The sequence below is a fragment of the Geobacillus sp. E263 genome (assembly GCF_007197795.1).
In the GTDB taxonomy this organism is placed as follows: Bacteria; Bacillota; Bacilli; order Bacillales; family Anoxybacillaceae; genus Parageobacillus_B; species Parageobacillus_B toebii.
This window is the reverse complement of record NZ_CP041632.1, coordinates 959,119-977,376: the sequence shown is the minus strand read 5'-3', so window position 1 is coordinate 977,376 and position 18,258 is coordinate 959,119. Positions and strand designations below refer to the sequence as shown.

The following is an 18,258-nucleotide window of genomic DNA, read 5'->3' as shown; positions in this document are numbered from 1 at the left end:
TTACCTTTTTAGGCACTGACTTTCGGCTTTTCTGCCTTTAACCATCATACCTAATTTTCACTAGTCTTTCAAAACAAACTTTGACAAATATATACAATCACAAAAATTTTTTCGACAAAGTTCGTTATCCCCAAAATTGTGGATAAGTTTTGTCCACATCATTCACAAGCATAAAATCAGATCCCGACAACCTTATAAACATGTTTTCCACATGTTATCCACTTGTTGTTGTGGATAACAGAACGGTTGTTCTACATCGGAAATCATGGTACAGTTAAAGTAACTTACCATTATATGTATTGACTGCAAATCATATTCCATTGCTGAAGGAGGTTTTCAGCATGAAATATCTATCCGACGAGCTATTAATCGAATCATATTATAAAGCAAAAGAATTAAAATTAAGCCCGGAGTTTATTGAATTAATTGAAAGAGAAATTCGCCACCGTTCGTTAGAACATAAAATTAATCTTTCATCATAATAGCCTCCAGGGCTTTTTTTTATTTTAAATAGCCAATCCGTTCCCCTACTTTCACTCCCATTGGCACCACAATTCGTTCATCAAGCTCAACACTGTCTTTTTCAAACAATAAAACGACGGTAGATCCAAAAGAAAAATAGGCAATTTCTTGCCCTTTCGTAAGATGCTTGCTCACATGGGTAAGCTCAATGCTGTTGACAAACATCGCACCTATTTTTACAATCGCGATATGTTTTCCGTTTGCAGCTACTTCTGTAATCATGCGATAGTTTTTCGATAACGGCCGCTTTCCATATTTTAAGCCAAGGCGGTTGACAGGGTACGATTTTTTTCCAAGAGCCCATTGTTTTTGCACAACTCCAGATATTGGGCTATGGATGCGATGATAATGGCTTGGGCTTAAATACAAAATAATGAATAATCCGTTTAAATATTTTTTTGCCGCTTCGCCGCTTCCAAGCATTTCTGCAATCGAATATGTCTTGCCCTTAACGACGATTTCGCTATTTTCACGGATCACACCGATATCTTCAATAATCGCATCAACAGGGCTAATAACACTGTTTTTCGTTTGATCAATCGGTCTTGTCCCCGCTTTTAGCTTGCGAATAAATAGTTGCTGCAACGTTTCATAATTTTTTAAGTTTTTTTCCATTTCTTCCTGATTAATATCATAAATTTTTGCATACGATGGAATAAGTAATGCACTTAAGCGGGACTTCGTAAAAATTGCGATCATTTTTGATGAAAGTGAATGATTCGTCAATTCAATCATAAGACGATACAACCATTTTAACAAATATATTCCCTCCAATTTATGGCGGTCATGTTTTTTACTACTTTTCATATTATAAATAAAATGAGTATAATTGTAGTAGACTTTGTTTGCCGCGTTTTAGAGCGAAAAGGAGTGAGGAGAATGTTTTTATTGGATTATTTAGATTACACATTAAAAAAGCTAAAAGCAAATATGGCAAATATTTTAACGATGACCAATTTATCACTAGGTGGTTTTTCCGTCTTAACGACGTTAAAAGGGCAGCTTAATGTCAGTTTGCTTCTCGTTTTTTTAGCAGCCTTAGTCGACCGCTTTGATGGAGCTGTTGCCCGCAAATTAAATATTGAATCAGAACTCGGAAAACAATTGGACTCCATGAGTGATATTATATCATTTGGAGTAGCTCCTGCGTTGTTAATTTATCAAAGCCTGCTGCATGAATTTGGCGCGCCTGGTGCGTTTTTTACGATTTTATACATCGGCTGCGGCGCCTTTCGTCTTGCTCGTTTTAACATTACAGAAAACAACGGCTATTTTTCGGGACTTCCAATTACAGCTGCGGGAGTACTGCTAACATTAAGCTATTTAACGATTCATTATTTTCCTCCGCAATTTTTCATTTTCCTTATGATTACATTGTCGTTTTTAATGGTTGGAACATTTAAATTGAAAAAAATATAAAACAAACATAGGAAGACTGTCCTTTCCAAAATGAAGTCATAATGGATTGGGCAGCCTTTTTTATTTTCTATTCACACCATTTTCTCTTTTCAATCCTTATTATTAATTATATGATAAATGTGAATTCATTATAAAGTACAAATAACATATGAATATGGTGTTTTAAGAAATAACGGGGGGATTTCATTTGGACAAAACATCCATTATCGGCATTCTTCTTGGTATTATCGCTGTAGGTGTTGGAATGTACTTTAAAGGTGTCAATCCAAGCGTATTAATTAACCCTGCAGCGATTTTAATTATTATCGTTGGAACTATCGCTTCTGTTACCATCGCTTTTCCAACTCGCGAAATTAAAAAAGTGCCAAAACTGTTCGGCGTGCTTTTTAAAGAACAAAACATCCCAACCATCGAAGAATTAATTCCATTGTTCGTCGATTGGGCGAACGTGGCTCGACGGGAAGGATTGCTCGCACTGGAAGCAAAATTAGACGAAATTGATGATCCATTTTTACGAAATGGTTTGAGCATGGCAATTGATGGGCAGACACAAGATTTTATTCGCGATGTAATGACAGAGGAAATTGAAGCGATGGAAGAACGGCATGAAGCGAATGCAGCCATTTTTTCGCAAGCAGGTACATACGCGCCAACACTTGGGGTGCTAGGAGCGGTCATCGGGCTAATTTCGGCATTAGGCAATATCGATAACATTAGCGAGCTCGGCAAAGCAATTAGCGCGGCATTCGTCGCAACACTGCTGGGAATTTTCACTGGGTACGTGTTATGGCATCCATTTGCCAATAAATTAAGAAGAAAATCAAAAGAAGAGGCGAAAATACGGCGAGTCATGATTGAAGGGGTCCTTTCCATTCTAGAAGGACAAGCACCGCGGACAATTGAACAAAAACTTGCTTCCTATCTTCCGGAAACTGAACGCAAGAAAATTGTAGAACAGGGAGAAAAAAGAAATGAGTAAGAAAAAAAAACAAAAACAAGAAGAGCATATTAACGAGTCATGGCTTATTCCGTACTCTGATTTATTAACGTTATTACTCGCTCTTTTTATCGTTTTGTTTGCAAGCAGCCAAATCGATCAAAAAAAATTCCAGCAAATCGCCCGGTCATTTAATACAGCATTGGCTGGCGGAACAGGTGTGCTTGATTTTGAAAGCCCAATCGAACCGGAAACCCCGCCTTCGCCATCAAAACAAGAACATAAACAGCAACAAAAAAATTCAAATAAAGAAGATAAAGAAGAGTTGCATGCCGTACAAGAAAAAATTGATACATATATCGCGGAAAAGCATTTAAATGGGAAATTACAAACTTCTTTAACAGATGAGGGGCTGGCGATTACGATATTAAATGATATTTTATTTGATTCCGGAAGTGCAGAAGTACGACCAAAAGATCGAAAGCTAGCTAAAGAGATTTCCCAACTGCTTGTCATGAATCCGCCGCGAAATATTATTATTAGCGGGCATACCGATAACGTACCGATTCACAATGCGCAATTTGCTTCAAACTGGGAGCTAAGCGTCATGCGTGCTATAAATTTTATGAAAATATTATTGGAAAATCCCGAGCTCGACCCGCGTTGGTTTAGCGCGAAAGGATACGGAGAATTTAAACCAGTAGCGCCCAATAATACTCCTGAAGGGCGGATGAAAAACCGGCGCGTTGAAATCTTAATTTTGCCAAAAACCGAAGCTTCCCGTCAATAATTTGACGTTTCCATCTCTCTCCCTATTGATGAAAAAGGCTGGCAGATGTTTGCCAGCCTTTTTATGCTAAAGCTTAATAGAAAATTTAATCACTCCTGCTTTTACCATTGTTTCCACCAAAATCACAAATGCTGGACCAATAAACAGCCCGATAAAACCTAACAGTTGAAATCCTAAATAAACGCTCACTAATGCAGCCAAAGGGGAAATGCCTAAATTGGTTGAGAAAACTTTCGGCTCAATAATACGACGCACTACCGTAATAATCACAAATAATACAATGAGACCGATCCCTAGGCCGCTATTGCCATTCGCAATACTTATTATCCCCCATGGCACTAACACCGAGCCAGTCCCTAAAATCGGCAAAATATCCACAACAACAATTAGCAGTACCATAATAACCGCATAATCCACTTTCAACAACAATAAACCGGCCAATGCAAGGAAAAAAGTGATGAGACTTAACAAAAATTGCGCTTTAATAAACCCGATGCCAGCTTTGCTTAATTGCGTCACAATCATCGCTAACCGCTGATGTGTACGTTCAGACAAATATTTTTTGAGCCTCTTTTTTAACTTTGGCAAATCTAAACTAATTAAAAACAGAGCTACTAAATATACTAAAAAATGAATAAGAAAGCTGGGAATAAGCGTGATAAAATGAACAATCGACTGCGTCGAATTCGTCGCAAATTCCAAAAGCAAACGTTGTATCGTTTCGACGCTGTTTTCCAACGAAGCGATAATCTCTTTTGGAATCGAACTCGAATATGATTCCCATGTTTGAATAAACTTATTAAAAACTTCTGTCGCTTCACTCAAAAAATGTGGCAGTTTTTGCGAAAATGTCATAATTTGCTGCACAAGTATGACAATAAGAAAATAAAACGCAAAGCCAACGATAATAAGAAATAACGAAAAAACCGTCGTTACTGCATGCACCCGTTTCAGCCGGTAATTGTTCTGCAAATTTTTTACTGCTGGCTCTAATAATAATGCTGTCGCTAATGCAAAGACAAGCGGCAAGCTATACGGCAGCAAAAATAAACCTATTGCAATCACGAAGGCAATAATAATAAACTTTTTCACTATCATACCCCATTCAATTTGATTTTACTTCGCAACTTCTATTATAAATATAGCGAATGGAGTAAAGACAATCAACAACATTAAAATCTCCCTGCTATTTGGAAAACGAGAACAATCATCCCAAGAAACCATACATACATCGCAAATCCTTTTAATGAATGACGCTTTCAATAGTTAATCATCCAGCGCACTGCAATATAGCCAAATAACGCCGAAGAAACCGTCCCGATCACAAACGCATCTAACAGGGTGCCGATATGAAGCATAGTATCAAGGAATAACCCCGCCTCATCAAGCCCAAACAAATGTCTCCCCAAATATAAATGTCCCGTACTGCTGATTGGCAAAAACTCCGTAAGCCCTTGAATCATTCCTAAAATAAACGCCTCTATTTTTGTTATCGTTCTCTCCCCCAACATTCCCCTTAAAAACAATTATGTTCGTTTTCGACGATAAACTTGAAGCACAATATAAATGACAGTAACCACAATCGCAACGATGATCACCGGCCGCAAATAAGGCCGGGCAATCTCATCAATTTCCTGCCAGTGGCTTCCTAGCCGTTCCCCTAAAAAAATAAAGAAAATAGACCATGGGATAACCGCACATGTTGTATAAAAGGTAAATTTCTTCCATGACATTTTTGCGATACCAGCTGGAATAGAAATGGCATGGCGCACAACCGGAATAAAGCGCGCGGTAAAAATGACGCCCGAGCCGTATTTTTCAAACCATTGCTCTGATAAATCGAGATGTTTCTTTTTAATCAATAAATATTTTCCATACTTATCAAGAAACGGTCTTCCCCCGTAGTATCCCATCCAATATAGAAAAAGCTGGGCGATCGTTCCGCCGATGGTTCCAGCTATCACCGCTCCAACAAATGATATTTCCTCACGTGATACTAAATACCCCGCATATGCCAGCACAATTTCACTTGGAATCACCTCAATCATTAATGCTAAGGCAATTCCGATATATCCTAAATCCGCTAAAAATGTAAAAATACTTTGTATGAATTCGTGCATGGTTCTTCCTCCTATGTATTATGTACTCTTAGCCAAGCATCTCATTACAACCTTATTCAGCACCAAATTATACTATACTACGTGGAAGAAAAAAATAAGTCCTTATACTGAAAAAGCTGTCCTTTTCTAGCAGGACAGCTTTTTCAGCATTTATGCACTTTGCTGCAATTGCGCGATGTATTGTTTTCCTTTTTCTTCGTTATATTGGCCTTCCCATTTTGACATAATGATCGCTGCTAACGAGTTGCCAATAACATTCACTGCTGTGCGCGCCATATCTAAAATACGGTCGATTCCAGCGATAAATGCTAATCCTTCTATCGGAATCCCAACCGTGCCTAACGTAGCAAGCAGCACGACAAAGGATACACCCGGCACCCCAGCGATTCCTTTCGAAGTCACCATTAACACAAGCAAAAGCGAGATTTGTTGAGAAATCGGCATGTCAATACCGTACAACTGCGCGATAAAAATGGCTGCCAACGACTGATATAACGTAGAACCGTCTAAGTTAAAGGAATACCCTATCGGAATGACAAAGGATGTAATCGCTTTTGGACAACCGAAATTCTCCATTTTCTCCATAATTTTCGGAAGAACAGTTTCCGAACTTGCTGTACTATAAGCAAGAATTAACTCATCTTTCAAAATTTTTATAATATGAAAAATATTTATGCCAAATAACTTAGCAACACCGCCAAGCACGACAAAGATAAAGAACACCATTGTTGCGTAAACAACAATGACGAGCTTGCTGAGCGGAATAAGCGACTCTACTCCAAACTTAGAAACGGTTACACCAATCAGCGCAAACACGCCGAACGGCGCAAACTTCATAATTTGGTTTGTTACATAAAACATCGCTTCTGCTGTACTTTGGAAAAATTGAAGAACTGGCTTTCCTTTTTCGCCAATCGCCGCTACTCCTAAACCGAACATAACAGAGAAGAAAATGATCGGCAGCATATCCCCTTTGGTTAGCGATTCAAAAATATTTTTTGGAACAATATTAACAAAAGTTTCTACCATCGAATGATGCTGCACTTCGTTTGTTGTATCAACATAGCTTTGAATATCGGTTTTTTCTAATGATTTCATATTAACGCCGGTCCCTGGCTGAAAAATATTCGCTGCCAATAAACCGACGACAATCGCGATCGTTGTGATAATCTCGAAATAAATAATCGTTTTGCCGCCTAATTTTCCAAGCTTCTTCAAATCCCCAACGCTGGCGACTCCAACTACAAGGCTAGAAATAACAATCGGAATGACAATCATTTTGATTAAACGAAGGAAAATATCTCCAATAGGCTGTAAATAAGTGGCAACCTTCGGATTTCCGTAAAAAATGGCTCCCACGATAATCCCTAGAATGAGACCAATAAAAATTTGCCAAGCTAATCCAATTTTTCTCATTCATTCGCCCCTTTCTTTTATGACATTTTTAGACAAAAAGAGACAAAACTATTCTACTATCATATTTTCGTTATGTCAAGAATATTCATATAATATTGTCATTGAATTCCAATTTCTTTTTTGTGTCCAAACACGTACAACCCCGCTTCATCATATACATAAGTAATAGGCAATCGCCTAAAACAATAAAGGTGGGGGTAACACGATGTCAGGCATTTTATCTGCGTTCACATTCCTCATTAAGGAATTAGTGTTTTTAGTATCATACATTAAAAACAATGCATTTCCCCAACCGTTAAGCGCCAAAGAAGAAGAAAAATACTTACAGCTTATGGCGAAAGGAGATGAACAAGCCCGTAATATTTTAATTGAACATAATTTACGCCTCGTTGCACATATTGTAAAAAAATTTGAAAATACCGGCGAAGATGCAGAGGACTTAATTTCCATTGGCACCATCGGTCTTATTAAAGCAATCGAGAGTTACTCTCCTGGCAAAGGGACAAAATTAGCGACATATGCAGCTCGCTGCATTGAAAACGAAATTTTAATGCATTTGCGCTCATTAAAAAAAACACGAAAAGATGTCTCACTACACGAACCGATCGGGCAAGATAAGGAAGGAAATGAAATCAGCCTGATCGACGTCTTGAAATCGGAAGGAAACGATATCATCGATGAAATTCAGCTAAATATGGAACTCGAACAAGTGAAAAAATATATCGATGTGCTCGATGAACGGGAAAAAGAAGTGATTATCAGCCGCTTCGGCCTTGATATGCAGCAGGAAAAAACACAGCGGGAGATCGCAAAAGAACTTGGCATCTCGAGAAGTTATGTATCGCGCATCGAAAAACGCGCATTAATGAAAATGTTTCATGAGTTTTATCGGAATGAAAAAGAAAAGCGGAGATAGCCTCATGCCTTCGCAAGATAAAAGGAGCAATGTTACGTGATTGCTCCTTTTTCTGTTTAATCCAAGTGCAAACACAATATCCCATTCCTTTATAGTCGGAAATAATTCGAGTACAACAGCCGCATCATGTCGATTCGCAGTTGTGTAATATTGAATGGTTCTCCCAAACAATAATGCAAATATTAAAAAACTAAAAAATTTATACTCATATTCTCATCTAACAGGTTATCTGTGCTTTAAAATGGATTCTTTCGTATACTAGAGTTCAACACTTGCTAGGCAAATCGTGCTATTCCATGGTCGCGTTCCTTAAATAGTAAATATAGTCTGTAGATATTCCCGGATAACCCAACTGCCTGATATTACAGATTAATTTTGTGCTTCTACACTTACTTCCGCCGTTATAATCAATGCGATCGATGCAGCAATCACAATCCCCATCACCATTGCGAACATCCCTTGTCCCCTCCTTGCAAGTTCTTCATCTTTATTTTACACGGAGGAACCATCGGTTTCTGCGCATGGTTTTGAACAATTGATGAAAATTCAATCGTCAATAGCAAAACGCACAACATGTTTGCAAACGGCTTTTATAAAAAGCAAAAAACCTGCCTCTTCACCAAGAAAAGGCAGGTTTATTCGTCTGTCTCCCGCAATAAGCGGAGATATTTAATCGCTCGTTGAAAAAAGGAAAACGCGCCTACTAACAATATCACAATGAAAGGAAGCAAATACGCCTTTTTCTCTGGCGCAATTGTAGGAAGAAGCGTACCAATATACAAAAAGACGCTTAATGACAGCAATACACCAGCAAACATTTTATAATCATCCGCTTTTTCCTTCCACTGTTGTTTTTGCCGTTCCATCGCTATCCCCCACTTTCCATCCTTAACTGTACCATATAGGACAGAAAATATGGGGATGTAATTTTAACCATGCAATGCCTGTGCTAAATCTTCAAGTAAATCTTCCACATCTTCCAATCCAACGGAAATGCGGATCAACCCATCAGTAATGCCTAATTGTTCACGACGTTCTTTCGGAATGGATGCGTGCGTCATTTTCGCCGGCAACGAAATTAAGCTTTCGACTGCTCCCAAGCTTTCCGCGAGCGTAAAGTAGCGCACACGGTTTAACACTCGATCGGCTTTCTCCGCGCTTCCGACATCAAAGGAGACCATGCCGCCAAATCCGCGCATTTGTTTTTTGGCAATTTCATAGTTTGGATGTGTTTCCAATCCTGGATAATACACTTTTTGGACCGCTGGATGGTTCACTAAAAATTCAACGATTTTCCTCGTGTTTTCTTCATGCTCCTCCATGCGTACACCAAGCGTCTTGATGCCGCGCATTAAAAGCCATGAATCTTGCGGACCGAGAATTCCTCCGGTAGAGTTTTGAATAAAATGTAGTTTTTCTGCTAACTCTTCCGAATTGACCACCGCTAAACCAGCGACCACATCGCTATGGCCGCCTAAATATTTCGTTGCGCTATGGACAACAATGTCGGCGCCAAGGGCAATCGGCGTTTGCCAATACGGGGTGCTGAACGTGTTGTCGACGATCGTAAGCAAGCCATGCTTTTTGGCGATGGCAGAAGCAGCTTGAATGTCCGTAATTTTTAAGAGTGGATTGGTTGGCGTTTCAATGTAAAGCGCTTTTGTGTTCGGCTGAATATGTTTTTCGATGTTTGAAAGGTCGCTTGTATCAATAAAAGTCGATTCAAGCCCCAGGCGGTTTAGCACTTTCGTCATGACGCGATATGTGCCGCCATACACATCGTCCGTTAAAATGACGTGATCCCCGCTGTTAAACAGCATCATGACCGCCGTAATCGCCGCCATTCCAGAGCTGAACGCAAATCCGGCATAACCTTCTTCTAAATCTTTAATAAGTTCTTCCAATGCGTGGCGAGTCGGGTTGCCAGTACGCGAATATTCAAAGCCTTTATGACCGCCAATTCCTTCTTGTTTATACGTGCTAACTTGATAAATCGGAACCGAAACCGCTCCTGTATGCGGATCACCTGAGATGCCGCCGTGAATTAGTTTTGTTTTTCGTCTCACTTAAATCCCACCTTCATAAATATTTTTGCTTAAATAGCGTTCGCTGCTATCCGGAAAAATAACAACAATATTTGTTCCCGGTTTCGCCTTTTTGGCCTCAAGCAATGCAGCATGAAACGCAGCACCTGAAGAGCTTCCGACAAGCAGCCCCTCTTTTTTGGCAAGTTCTTTTACCCGCTTAAACGCATCTTCATCGCGAATCGTATGAATCGCATCAAAATAACTTGGGTCCATATAATCTGGCAAAAATTCCATTCCGATTCCTTCTGTTTTATGTGGCCCTGGTTCTCCACCGTTTAAAATCGACCCTTCTGGTTCGACAATGACCGTTTTGATGTTCGGGTTTTTTTCTTTTAAAAATGTTGCCGTTCCCATAAATGTTCCGCCTGAGCCAGCTCCCGCAACAAATATATCAATTTGTCCGTCAAGGTCATCCCAAAGTTCCGGACCAAGCGTCTTATAATACGTTCTTGGATTAGCTGGATTAGCGAATTGCTGCGGGCAATACGAGTTTGGGATTTTTTTGGCAAGCTCTTGCGCCTTGCGAATCGCTCCTTGCATTCCTTCGCTCGTCGGTGTGTGGACGATTGTTGCGCCTAGTGCTTTCATAATTTGTTGTTTTTCCACACTGAACTTTTCCGGAACACAAAAAATGACATTAATATTTTTGCCGATTGCCGCTAACGCCAGCCCAATGCCAGTGTTTCCCGCCGTCGGCTCAATGATCGTTCCGCCTTCTTTCAGCTTCCCTGTCTCAAGCGCATCGCGCAATAACTCCTGGCCAAGCCGGTCTTTAATACTGCCTCCCGGGTTGAAATATTCCAATTTTGCAAATACGCGAACACCTTTTGGCAATGGAAATTGGGTTATTTCAATTACTGGAGTATGACCAATTAAGTCATGTACACTTTTGGCTACTCTCATACTGTCACTCCATTCTTTCCAAACATAGAGAACGAGGAAGGAGTTCCTTCCTCGATTATTTTTGTAACGATGACACGATGGATAGGACTAAATCGGCTGAATGTTTGGCAGCAGTATCTAAAAACTGCTCAAATGACACATTGGATTCTTTACCAGCTATATCCGATAACGCCCGAATAATCACAAACGGAACGGCAAATTGCGTGCACACTTGGGCAATCGCTGCCGCTTCCATTTCCGCTGCACATAACTCTGGAAACTTGCTTCGGACAAATTCCACGCGCGCCGGATCGTTCATAAACGAATCGCCGGTCGCAATGAGTCCGGTTACTACTTGAATATCCTTGATTTGTTTCGCGTTTTGCTCCGCGATCTTGACTAATGTTTCATCTGCTTTATACCGCGCCGGCATTCCCGGTACTTGGCCATACTCATAACCAAAGGCCGTCACATCAACATCATGATGTACTACTTCATTGGAAATGACAACATCGCCAACATTTAGCGTAGATAAAAAGCCTCCTGCTGAACCGGTGTTAATGACATAATCCGGACGGAATCGCTCCAATAAAATCGCTGTTGCCATCGCTGCGTTCACTTTGCCGATTCCCGATTTTAATAAGATGACATCGGCGCCATTTAATCGCCCTGTCGAAAACTCGCAATTGGCGATCACTGTTTCTTCCCGATCTTCGATTTTGTCACGCAAAATCGCTACTTCTTCTTCCATTGCACCGATAATCGCTATTTTCATTTGTCTCCCTCTTTCTGCTTTGTATTACTGTTTTACTGCTTCCATCACCCATACAAACGCATTCTTTTGCGTAAACGTGACGGTAAAACCATTTTCTTTAAATAGTTTTGTTAATACATCCAGCGTCGTATAATACTCACGCCCTAAGTCATCTGCTAAATGATGAAATCCGCGCTCCCTTGCCTCTTCTATCGCCCGCTGAAATGCTTGGCGATCGCGAAATGCCGTATCAGCAAACACTATTTTATCACCTTTTTTTAATAGCTGGCTATACTTAGCGATTGCTTCCCCTTTTTCCTCGTCGGTAAGATGATGAAATGCATAAGTGCTGACAATGGTATCAATCGGTTTAGGAGGAAGCGGGAATTGTAAAAAATCCCCGTCGACAATCAATACTTTATCTCCAAGCTTTTCACGCGCTTTTTTCCGCATCGGTTCGGATGGTTCAATGCCGTATACTGTTTTTCCTTGTTCCAGCAGCTTTTTCGTTAAATTTCCCGTGCCGACGCCAAATTCAAGCACAACACTTCCCGCTTTGCTGGCAACTGTATTTAAAATATCCTCATAATTCGCAAACACTTCACGATATTCTTCATCATATCCTTCGACAGATTGATCATATGAATCTGCCCATTCTTCAAACAACCCAAGAAATTCTCTACCCATGATGTCACACTCCACAATTTTTATAATTCCTATAAATATACTATGATTTTTATCCTAAATCTGTTCTCAATGTATCATAAGTTTTTATTTTCTTCAATGAAAATAATTGCCTCTCATCCATTTTCATTCATCATTTTATCCTAAAATGCGAAAACAGCACGGGAAAAAGCAAAAGATGGATTTGCCTCTAAATAACGATATATTTTTTATCAAAAGTTTTTTCGACTGTCGGAGGCAAGTCGATGACTTGCCTTCGTCACGCATAAGCGTGACAGATGACCGAACAACACCGTAGCGGACAAATGACATTTGTCCGCATAACGGGTTGTTGTTCGGTTACCGACAGTCGAAAAAAATAGATCACAAGAAGCAGAATTTATAGATAATGCTGCGGAAGTTTGCTACACTTGGCGGTGAAAGGAGGAATGATGGATATGAATATTTCCCTTGATCTCATTGAAGATAAAATCGAATTTTTTGAAGCAGATGATTTGCAGACACTAGAGAAAAAAATTAACGAACAAATTGAACATAATAAAGCGCTATTGCTTCATGTCCACCACGTTTCCCACCAAATGCATATAGCGGAAAACGGAAAGCGGTTTTACAGCGCAGTGGTTCACTTTAAGGCGAAAAAATAAGCGGATTTCCTGTAAAAAGGAAATCCGCTTATTTTCTTAATTTCTGCACTTTCGTCGGTTTCCATCCTTGGTTTTCCACCCATTCAATATATACTTTGTAATACTGTGCTTTATCTCTAGTAGAGATCGTTGCTACAGCTTTATTCGGTCCGTTGTTGCCGATAAACCAAACAATCATATCGGATTGGGAAAGGCCGGTCGCATAGCTAACGGCGTCTAACATTTCCTTCCAATCCACAGAATCTTTCTTAAACTGGGTGACATGTGGTTCAGACTGCGTCGTACCAATCGGCTGCCATGCAGGATTCACAATTTCTGTTTCTATATTCGACCCAGGAGGCCCTGGAGTTTCTATCACTTCTTGCTCTTCTTCGCTCGTTTCTTCCTGATCTGTTTGCTCGCTTTCTTCGTCTTTCTCTTGTTGTTCATTAATCTCTACTTCCACTTTTTTTTCGTCACTATCTTTTTTGACTTCTGTCTTTGGCTGTGGCTTTGCTGCTTGTTCGCTCGATCGGCCGTCATCGGAAAACAAATTCCATGCGATAACGATAATGAACAAAACTACTATGGCAATCGCTGTATTGAGAATACGATTGATTTTACGGCGCTTTGCCCGCTGTGCAAAACGCTGGCCCATTTCGTTTGCCAACCGTTTCACCCCTCCTTCGTATAGCTGTTCTTATTGTATCAGATGATGCTCCCCTAATAAACTGTTTCGTTGTTATTGCGAATTTTTGTCCCAATTGTCCAATTCATATATTTTTTGTACAAGATCATAAAATACATCGTTTGTCACTGTCTGCGAGCCAGGGCAGTCTAACTCTACGACAACGAGCGCATATCTCGGCGCGTCAGCAGGAAAATAGCCAGCAAACCATTTATTGATCAATTCCTCATTATGGAGCATTTTTCCTGTTTCTGCTGTACCCGATTTTCCGGCTACCGCATATGGAAGTGACTGAAATCGGCGTCCTGTACCGCGTTCATCAACAACCACTTTTCTCAATAATTGCTGCAGTTTACTCGCAGTGACAGGAGAAATCGGCTGTTCATCGGAAAAAGGCTGCTGTGGAAACGTAAAAAAGGTGGTGCCGTTTTTATATAAAACTTTACTTACTGCTCTCACTTGCTTTGCCTCGCCATTTCGCGCAATGGTGGCCATCATATTGGCAACCGCAAGCGGCGATACACGTACATCTTTTTGCCCGATCGACGTTTGTGCCACAGCAAGCGGTATACGCTTATCTTTGGCATCGTGCCAGATCGTTCCCTTTCGTTCTTCTGGAAATTGCTCAAAATTGGTCTCATGATATACATCTCCTTGCCATCCTGAAAGCGGATATAATCCCAGCTTTTTTGCATATATTTCAAGAATGTCAGGGTCTTGTTGAACGAGTTTTTTTCCAAGTGTCGCAAAGGCGTTGTTGCAGCTTGCGGCAAAACTTTCTTCAAATCCTAGCATTCCGTAAGAATGAGCATCATCAGGCGTCACTCCGTCTATTTTTTTACTGCAATCAAACGTTGTTTGTTTGGAAACCATTCCTTTTTCTAGCGCTGCTGCCGCAACAACGGTTTTAAATATCGATCCAGGGGTTTGCGGCAAAATCATTTGATTTTCCGCTCCGTGATTTTTATATGGATTTCGAGGATCCATATCAGGACGGCTAACCATGGCAAGCACACTATTCGTTTCGATGTCCAACAATACAATGCCGCCTTTTTTCAAATGATGCTTTCGAACAATGGTTTCAGCGATTTGCTGCAAATCACGATCGATCGTCGTTTGAACAGAAACAGGATAAAATGGATTGCCAGGGTCACTATACTTCACATTAATCCCAAATAAAGGGCCGCCTTCCGCATCGACATGATACAACAGTTTCGTTTCCCCCTCCGGGATTAAAAATTCGTCAAACGCCTTTTGCAACCCATGAATTCCTACTTCAGTATGTGGCGAAAGATTCCGTTTTGGATAACGGGAACGCAAAAGCTGGGTGTCCGTGCGGGTAAAACCAATTAAATGTTGTGCATATGTTTTCTCAAGCGGATGCTGTTTTTGAACCGCAAACACACCAGGAATATGTAATTGATTAATTTTTTCCATTTGTTCTTCTTTCAACACAAATGGAGTGCCATCAATGGTAAAAATAAACGGTTCTTTTGCCTTTTCTAGTTGATCAATAATGATATGAGGAGAAATATGGAGGATTTCTGCTAATTTTTCGACAGGCCACTCCATCTTCTTTAAAAAAGGAAACAAAACAAGAGAAGGAATATACTCATTCGTAAGCGGCTTTCCGTGCCGATCAATAAACGTTCCCCTTCCATTATCAATGACCATTTCTTGTGTTCGTTGTTCGATGCTTTTTTCGATCAAGTTGACTTTTTTATTCGAAAACGACTCTGTGCTAATCAGTTGAATTTGAACAAGCCGCCCGATAAAAAGAAAAATTCCAATTTGAATAATAGAAAGTATAACCATTGTTCGTTTTTTCCACATAAAAAAACACCTCATCTTCATTTTCGACGAGGTGTTTCGTTTTAAAACCTATTTTACTGCAACAATTTTGACAAGCATTTCGCCTCCTGGCGTTTGTACCGTAACTTCTTCCCCAACTCTTCTGCCAAGAAGCGATTTTGCAATTGGAGAGTCGTTGGAAATTTTTCCTTCAAACGGATCCGCTTCTGCGCTTCCGACAATCGTATATGTTTCTTCTTCCCCATCTGGAAGTTCGATAAACGTAACCGATTTTCCTAGCGAAACCACATCTGGATTTTCGGTGTCCTCTTCGATAATAACCGCATTGCGGATCATGTTTTCAAGCGTTTGAATTCGCGCTTCTACAAATGCTTGTTCATCTTTTGCCGCATCGTACTCGGAGTTTTCCGATAAATCACCAAATCCACGGGCGATTTTAATGCGTTCTACTACTTCTTTTCGCTTTACTGTTTTTAAATACTCAAGTTCCTGTTCCAGTTTCTCTTTTCCCTCTTTTGTCATTGGAAATTGCTTTTCGTTTGCCATCATGCTTCACTCCTCTATATACTTTCTTTATTGTTGTTATGATGCAAAAAATGTGTTTATGTAAAACGTACGAACAACAAAAAAAGTTGCTCGTACGCTTACTTGTTATTATAAATATTTATTTTGTTTATGTTATGTTATTATAAAAACGATTTTTGTTCAAGAATTGTGCGAATTTTTGTAACCATTAAATCAATGGCTACATGATTGTGGCCGCCTTCTGGAATAATAATATCGGCATAACGCTTCGTCGGCTCCACAAATTGATTATGCATTGGGCGAACGACGGAAACGTACTGTTCGATCACCGACTCCAGCGTACGGCCGCGCTCATTAATATCACGGAGCAAACGGCGAATAATGCGAATGTCCGCATCCGTATCCACATATACTTTAATATCCATTAAGTTGCGCAATCGCTCATCCTCTAATACAAGAATCCCTTCTAAAATAATAACATCTTTTGGCTCAACGTGAATAACTTTATCGGATCTCGTATGAAGCTTGTAATCATAAACCGGCTTTTCGATCGGCTCATACCGCAATAATTTGTGAATATGTTCGATCAACAAATCGTTATCGAACGCAAGCGGATGGTCATAATTCGTCCGCAGCCGCTCTTCAAATGGGAGATGGCTTTGATCTTTATAGTAAAAATCTTGCTCAAGCACTAAAATCGAGCGATCGCCAAAATGCTCATAAATCGCCCTGGCCACACTCGTTTTCCCCGATCCGGACCCGCCAGCAACACCAATGACAACAGGCTTCTTCCCCATGTTAGATCTCCTTTCTCATCATGTTGTATGGGAAGACTTCTCGCTCTACTTTAAACTTGACAATTTGCAATGGATGGCGTGCAGCATCTAACTCGTTTCCATCTTCGTCCCAAATTTTTTCCACTACTTGTGTGAAGTTTTCAATTTCCGGTCCAAAAAATTCGACTTCATCTCCCGGTTTAAAAAAGTTGCGTTGTTGTAATGTGACGATCTTCGTTTCTTTATCATAATCCAGTACAAGACCGGCAAATTCATGGCTTGTTTTTCGGCTATGAGAACCGTACATATGATCTGTATAGCCCGGCATTCCTTCAAAGAAAGATGGAGCCGTATCGCGGTTGGCACATTTATCCAACTCTTTTATCCATTCTTCGCGAATGACAAAATTGTCTGGGTCGGCGCAATAGGCATCGATTACTTTGCGATAAACACTCACGACTGTCGCCACATAATGGATCGATTTCATCCGCCCCTCGATTTTCAAGCTGTCAACGCCTAATTCAATCATCGTTGGAATCGCGCGAATTAAATTCAAATCTTTTGCGCTCATCGCGAACGGTGCATCATTTTCATCAAACAACGGTATTTCTTTATCCCCTTCTAATTGGTATAAATCGTAATCCCAGCGGCATGATTGACAGCATCCCCCGCGGTTGGAGTCGCGTGCTGTCATATGGTTGCTTAATACACAGCGGCCGGAGTACGCGGAACACATCGCCCCATGAATAAACGCTTCAATTTCAATATCGACTTTTTCTTTAATTTCCCGAATTTCTTCCGCGGTCGTTTCGCGTGCGAGCACCACGCGTTCCAATCCTTCTTCTTTCCAAAATTGAACTGCTTTCCAGTTTGCCATCGACTGCTGCGTACTCAAGTGCACTTCTAATTTCGGCGCCACCCGACGCGCCGTTTCGATAATAAGCGGATCAGCGACAATAATGCCGTGAACACCTGCTTGTTCTAGCGCCTGCAAATATTCTTCGAGCCCGGGAATGTTTTCGTTATGGGCATAAATGTTCGCTGTCACATACACTTTTGCGCCATATTGGTTTGCAAAGCGCACTCCTTCCGCAATTTCTTCAAGCGTAAAATTGTCGGCGTTGGCCCGTAAGCTATATTCTTGTCCGCCGATAAATACCGCATCTGCTCCATAATGCACGGCGATTTTTAGCTTTTCTAGGTTGCCGGCTGGAGCGAGAAGCTCGGGCTTCTTCACAATCACGCGCTTGCCGTTAATGACCTCGGAAATTTTATCGTTTTTTAACAGCATCCGACTGCTCCTCCTT

20 protein-coding genes and 1 pseudogene are annotated in these 18,258 nt (G+C 40.5%); 6 read left to right on the top strand and 15 right to left on the bottom strand.

Annotation, left to right across the window (positions count from 1 at the left end; all coding sequences use genetic code 11):
- Positions 1–341 precede the first annotated feature (341 nt).
- Complete coding sequence (locus FNL97_RS04945) at positions 342–482, top strand: sporulation histidine kinase inhibitor Sda (protein WP_062677193.1); 141 nt, start codon at positions 342–344, stop codon at positions 480–482.
- 19 nt (positions 483–501) lie between these two features.
- Here the strand turns inward: FNL97_RS04945 and FNL97_RS04940 are convergent, their stop codons facing one another.
- Positions 502–1,281: a phosphatidylserine decarboxylase gene (locus tag FNL97_RS04940; RefSeq protein ID WP_062677192.1), complete on the bottom strand. Its 780-nt coding sequence runs from the start codon at positions 1,279–1,281 to the stop codon at positions 502–504.
- A 120-nt stretch (positions 1,282–1,401) separates the two neighbouring features.
- Between FNL97_RS04940 and pssA the strand changes: the two genes are divergently transcribed.
- The 3 genes from pssA (at position 1,402) to motB (ending at position 3,668) form a co-directional block, all read left to right on the top strand.
- Positions 1,402–1,941, top strand: coding sequence for a CDP-diacylglycerol--serine O-phosphatidyltransferase (gene pssA / locus FNL97_RS04935; RefSeq protein ID WP_081188067.1), 540 nt, complete (start codon positions 1,402–1,404; stop codon positions 1,939–1,941).
- Between the two features lie 187 nt (positions 1,942–2,128).
- Positions 2,129–2,920, top strand: a complete 792-nt coding sequence (gene motA / locus FNL97_RS04930) for a flagellar motor stator protein MotA (protein WP_015864574.1) — start codon at positions 2,129–2,131, stop codon at positions 2,918–2,920.
- Positions 2,913–3,668 (top strand): flagellar motor protein MotB, encoded by a 756-nt coding sequence (motB, locus tag FNL97_RS04925; protein WP_015864575.1) that lies wholly within the window; start codon positions 2,913–2,915, stop codon positions 3,666–3,668. Before motA ends, motB begins: the two co-directional genes overlap by 8 nt.
- A 66-nt stretch (positions 3,669–3,734) precedes the next feature.
- On the opposite strand, the gene ytvI is transcribed toward motB, so the two are convergent.
- The 4 genes and pseudogenes from ytvI to gltP form a co-directional block, all read right to left on the bottom strand.
- Positions 3,735–4,760, bottom strand: a complete 1,026-nt coding sequence (gene ytvI, locus FNL97_RS04920) for a sporulation integral membrane protein YtvI (RefSeq protein ID WP_143415155.1) — start codon at positions 4,758–4,760, stop codon at positions 3,735–3,737.
- Between the two features lie 230 nt (positions 4,761–4,990).
- A pseudogene (locus tag FNL97_RS18825) lies at positions 4,991–5,161 on the bottom strand (undecaprenyl-diphosphate phosphatase); the annotation flags it as partial.
- 33 nt (positions 5,162–5,194) lie between these two features.
- Positions 5,195–5,788: an undecaprenyl phosphate transporter UptA gene (gene uptA / locus FNL97_RS04910; RefSeq protein ID WP_015864578.1), complete on the bottom strand. Its 594-nt coding sequence runs from the start codon at positions 5,786–5,788 to the stop codon at positions 5,195–5,197.
- 150 nt (positions 5,789–5,938) lie between these two features.
- Positions 5,939–7,204: a glutamate/aspartate:proton symporter GltP gene (gene gltP, locus FNL97_RS04905; protein WP_143415154.1), complete on the bottom strand. Its 1,266-nt coding sequence runs from the start codon at positions 7,202–7,204 to the stop codon at positions 5,939–5,941.
- A 205-nt stretch (positions 7,205–7,409) separates the two neighbouring features.
- Here gltP and sigK point away from each other — a divergent pair, with 205 nt between their 5' ends.
- Complete coding sequence (gene sigK, locus FNL97_RS04900) at positions 7,410–8,120, top strand: RNA polymerase sporulation sigma factor SigK (RefSeq protein WP_015864580.1); 711 nt, start codon at positions 7,410–7,412, stop codon at positions 8,118–8,120.
- A gap of 635 nt (positions 8,121–8,755) precedes the next feature.
- Here the strand turns inward: sigK and FNL97_RS04895 are convergent.
- The 5 genes from FNL97_RS04895 to FNL97_RS04875 form a co-directional block, all read right to left on the bottom strand.
- The gene (locus tag FNL97_RS04895; RefSeq protein WP_143415153.1) at positions 8,756–8,986 is read right to left on the bottom strand and encodes a YrhC family protein; all 231 of its coding nucleotides are present in this window, start codon (positions 8,984–8,986) and stop codon (positions 8,756–8,758) included.
- Between the two features lie 63 nt (positions 8,987–9,049).
- Positions 9,050–10,186, bottom strand: a complete 1,137-nt coding sequence (locus FNL97_RS04890; RefSeq protein WP_015864582.1) for a bifunctional cystathionine gamma-lyase/homocysteine desulfhydrase — start codon at positions 10,184–10,186, stop codon at positions 9,050–9,052.
- Complete coding sequence (locus FNL97_RS04885; RefSeq protein ID WP_015864583.1) at positions 10,187–11,110, bottom strand: PLP-dependent cysteine synthase family protein; 924 nt, start codon at positions 11,108–11,110, stop codon at positions 10,187–10,189. It abuts the gene before it with no gap.
- A gap of 55 nt (positions 11,111–11,165) precedes the next feature.
- Positions 11,166–11,864, bottom strand: a complete 699-nt coding sequence (gene mtnN / locus FNL97_RS04880; RefSeq protein ID WP_062677184.1) for a 5'-methylthioadenosine/S-adenosylhomocysteine nucleosidase — start codon at positions 11,862–11,864, stop codon at positions 11,166–11,168.
- Positions 11,865–11,888: 24 nt separating this feature from the next.
- Positions 11,889–12,530 (bottom strand): class I SAM-dependent methyltransferase, encoded by a 642-nt coding sequence (locus tag FNL97_RS04875; protein WP_015864585.1) that lies wholly within the window; start codon positions 12,528–12,530, stop codon positions 11,889–11,891.
- Between the two features lie 434 nt (positions 12,531–12,964).
- Between FNL97_RS04875 and FNL97_RS04870 the strand changes: the two genes are divergently transcribed.
- Positions 12,965–13,171, top strand: a complete 207-nt coding sequence (locus FNL97_RS04870; protein ID WP_062677210.1) for a YrzA family protein — start codon at positions 12,965–12,967, stop codon at positions 13,169–13,171.
- A 28-nt stretch (positions 13,172–13,199) separates the two neighbouring features.
- Here FNL97_RS04870 and FNL97_RS04865 read toward each other — a convergent pair whose 3' ends face one another.
- The 5 genes from FNL97_RS04865 to FNL97_RS04845 form a co-directional block, all read right to left on the bottom strand.
- Positions 13,200–13,808, bottom strand: a complete 609-nt coding sequence (locus FNL97_RS04865; protein WP_041269948.1) for a YrrS family protein — start codon at positions 13,806–13,808, stop codon at positions 13,200–13,202.
- Between the two features lie 84 nt (positions 13,809–13,892).
- A complete protein-coding gene (locus FNL97_RS04860) occupies positions 13,893–15,671 on the bottom strand; it encodes a peptidoglycan D,D-transpeptidase FtsI family protein (protein WP_015864588.1) in 1,779 nt (592 codons plus the stop codon).
- Positions 15,672–15,719: 48 nt separating this feature from the next.
- Positions 15,720–16,196, bottom strand: coding sequence for a transcription elongation factor GreA (gene greA / locus FNL97_RS04855; RefSeq protein WP_041269715.1), 477 nt, complete (start codon positions 16,194–16,196; stop codon positions 15,720–15,722).
- 140 nt (positions 16,197–16,336) lie between these two features.
- The gene (gene udk / locus FNL97_RS04850; RefSeq protein ID WP_015864590.1) at positions 16,337–16,972 is read right to left on the bottom strand and encodes a uridine kinase; all 636 of its coding nucleotides are present in this window, start codon (positions 16,970–16,972) and stop codon (positions 16,337–16,339) included.
- A gap of 1 nt (position 16,973) precedes the next feature.
- Positions 16,974–18,242, bottom strand: coding sequence for a peptidase U32 family protein (locus FNL97_RS04845; protein WP_015864591.1), 1,269 nt, complete (start codon positions 18,240–18,242; stop codon positions 16,974–16,976).
- Positions 18,243–18,258 lie beyond the last annotated feature (16 nt).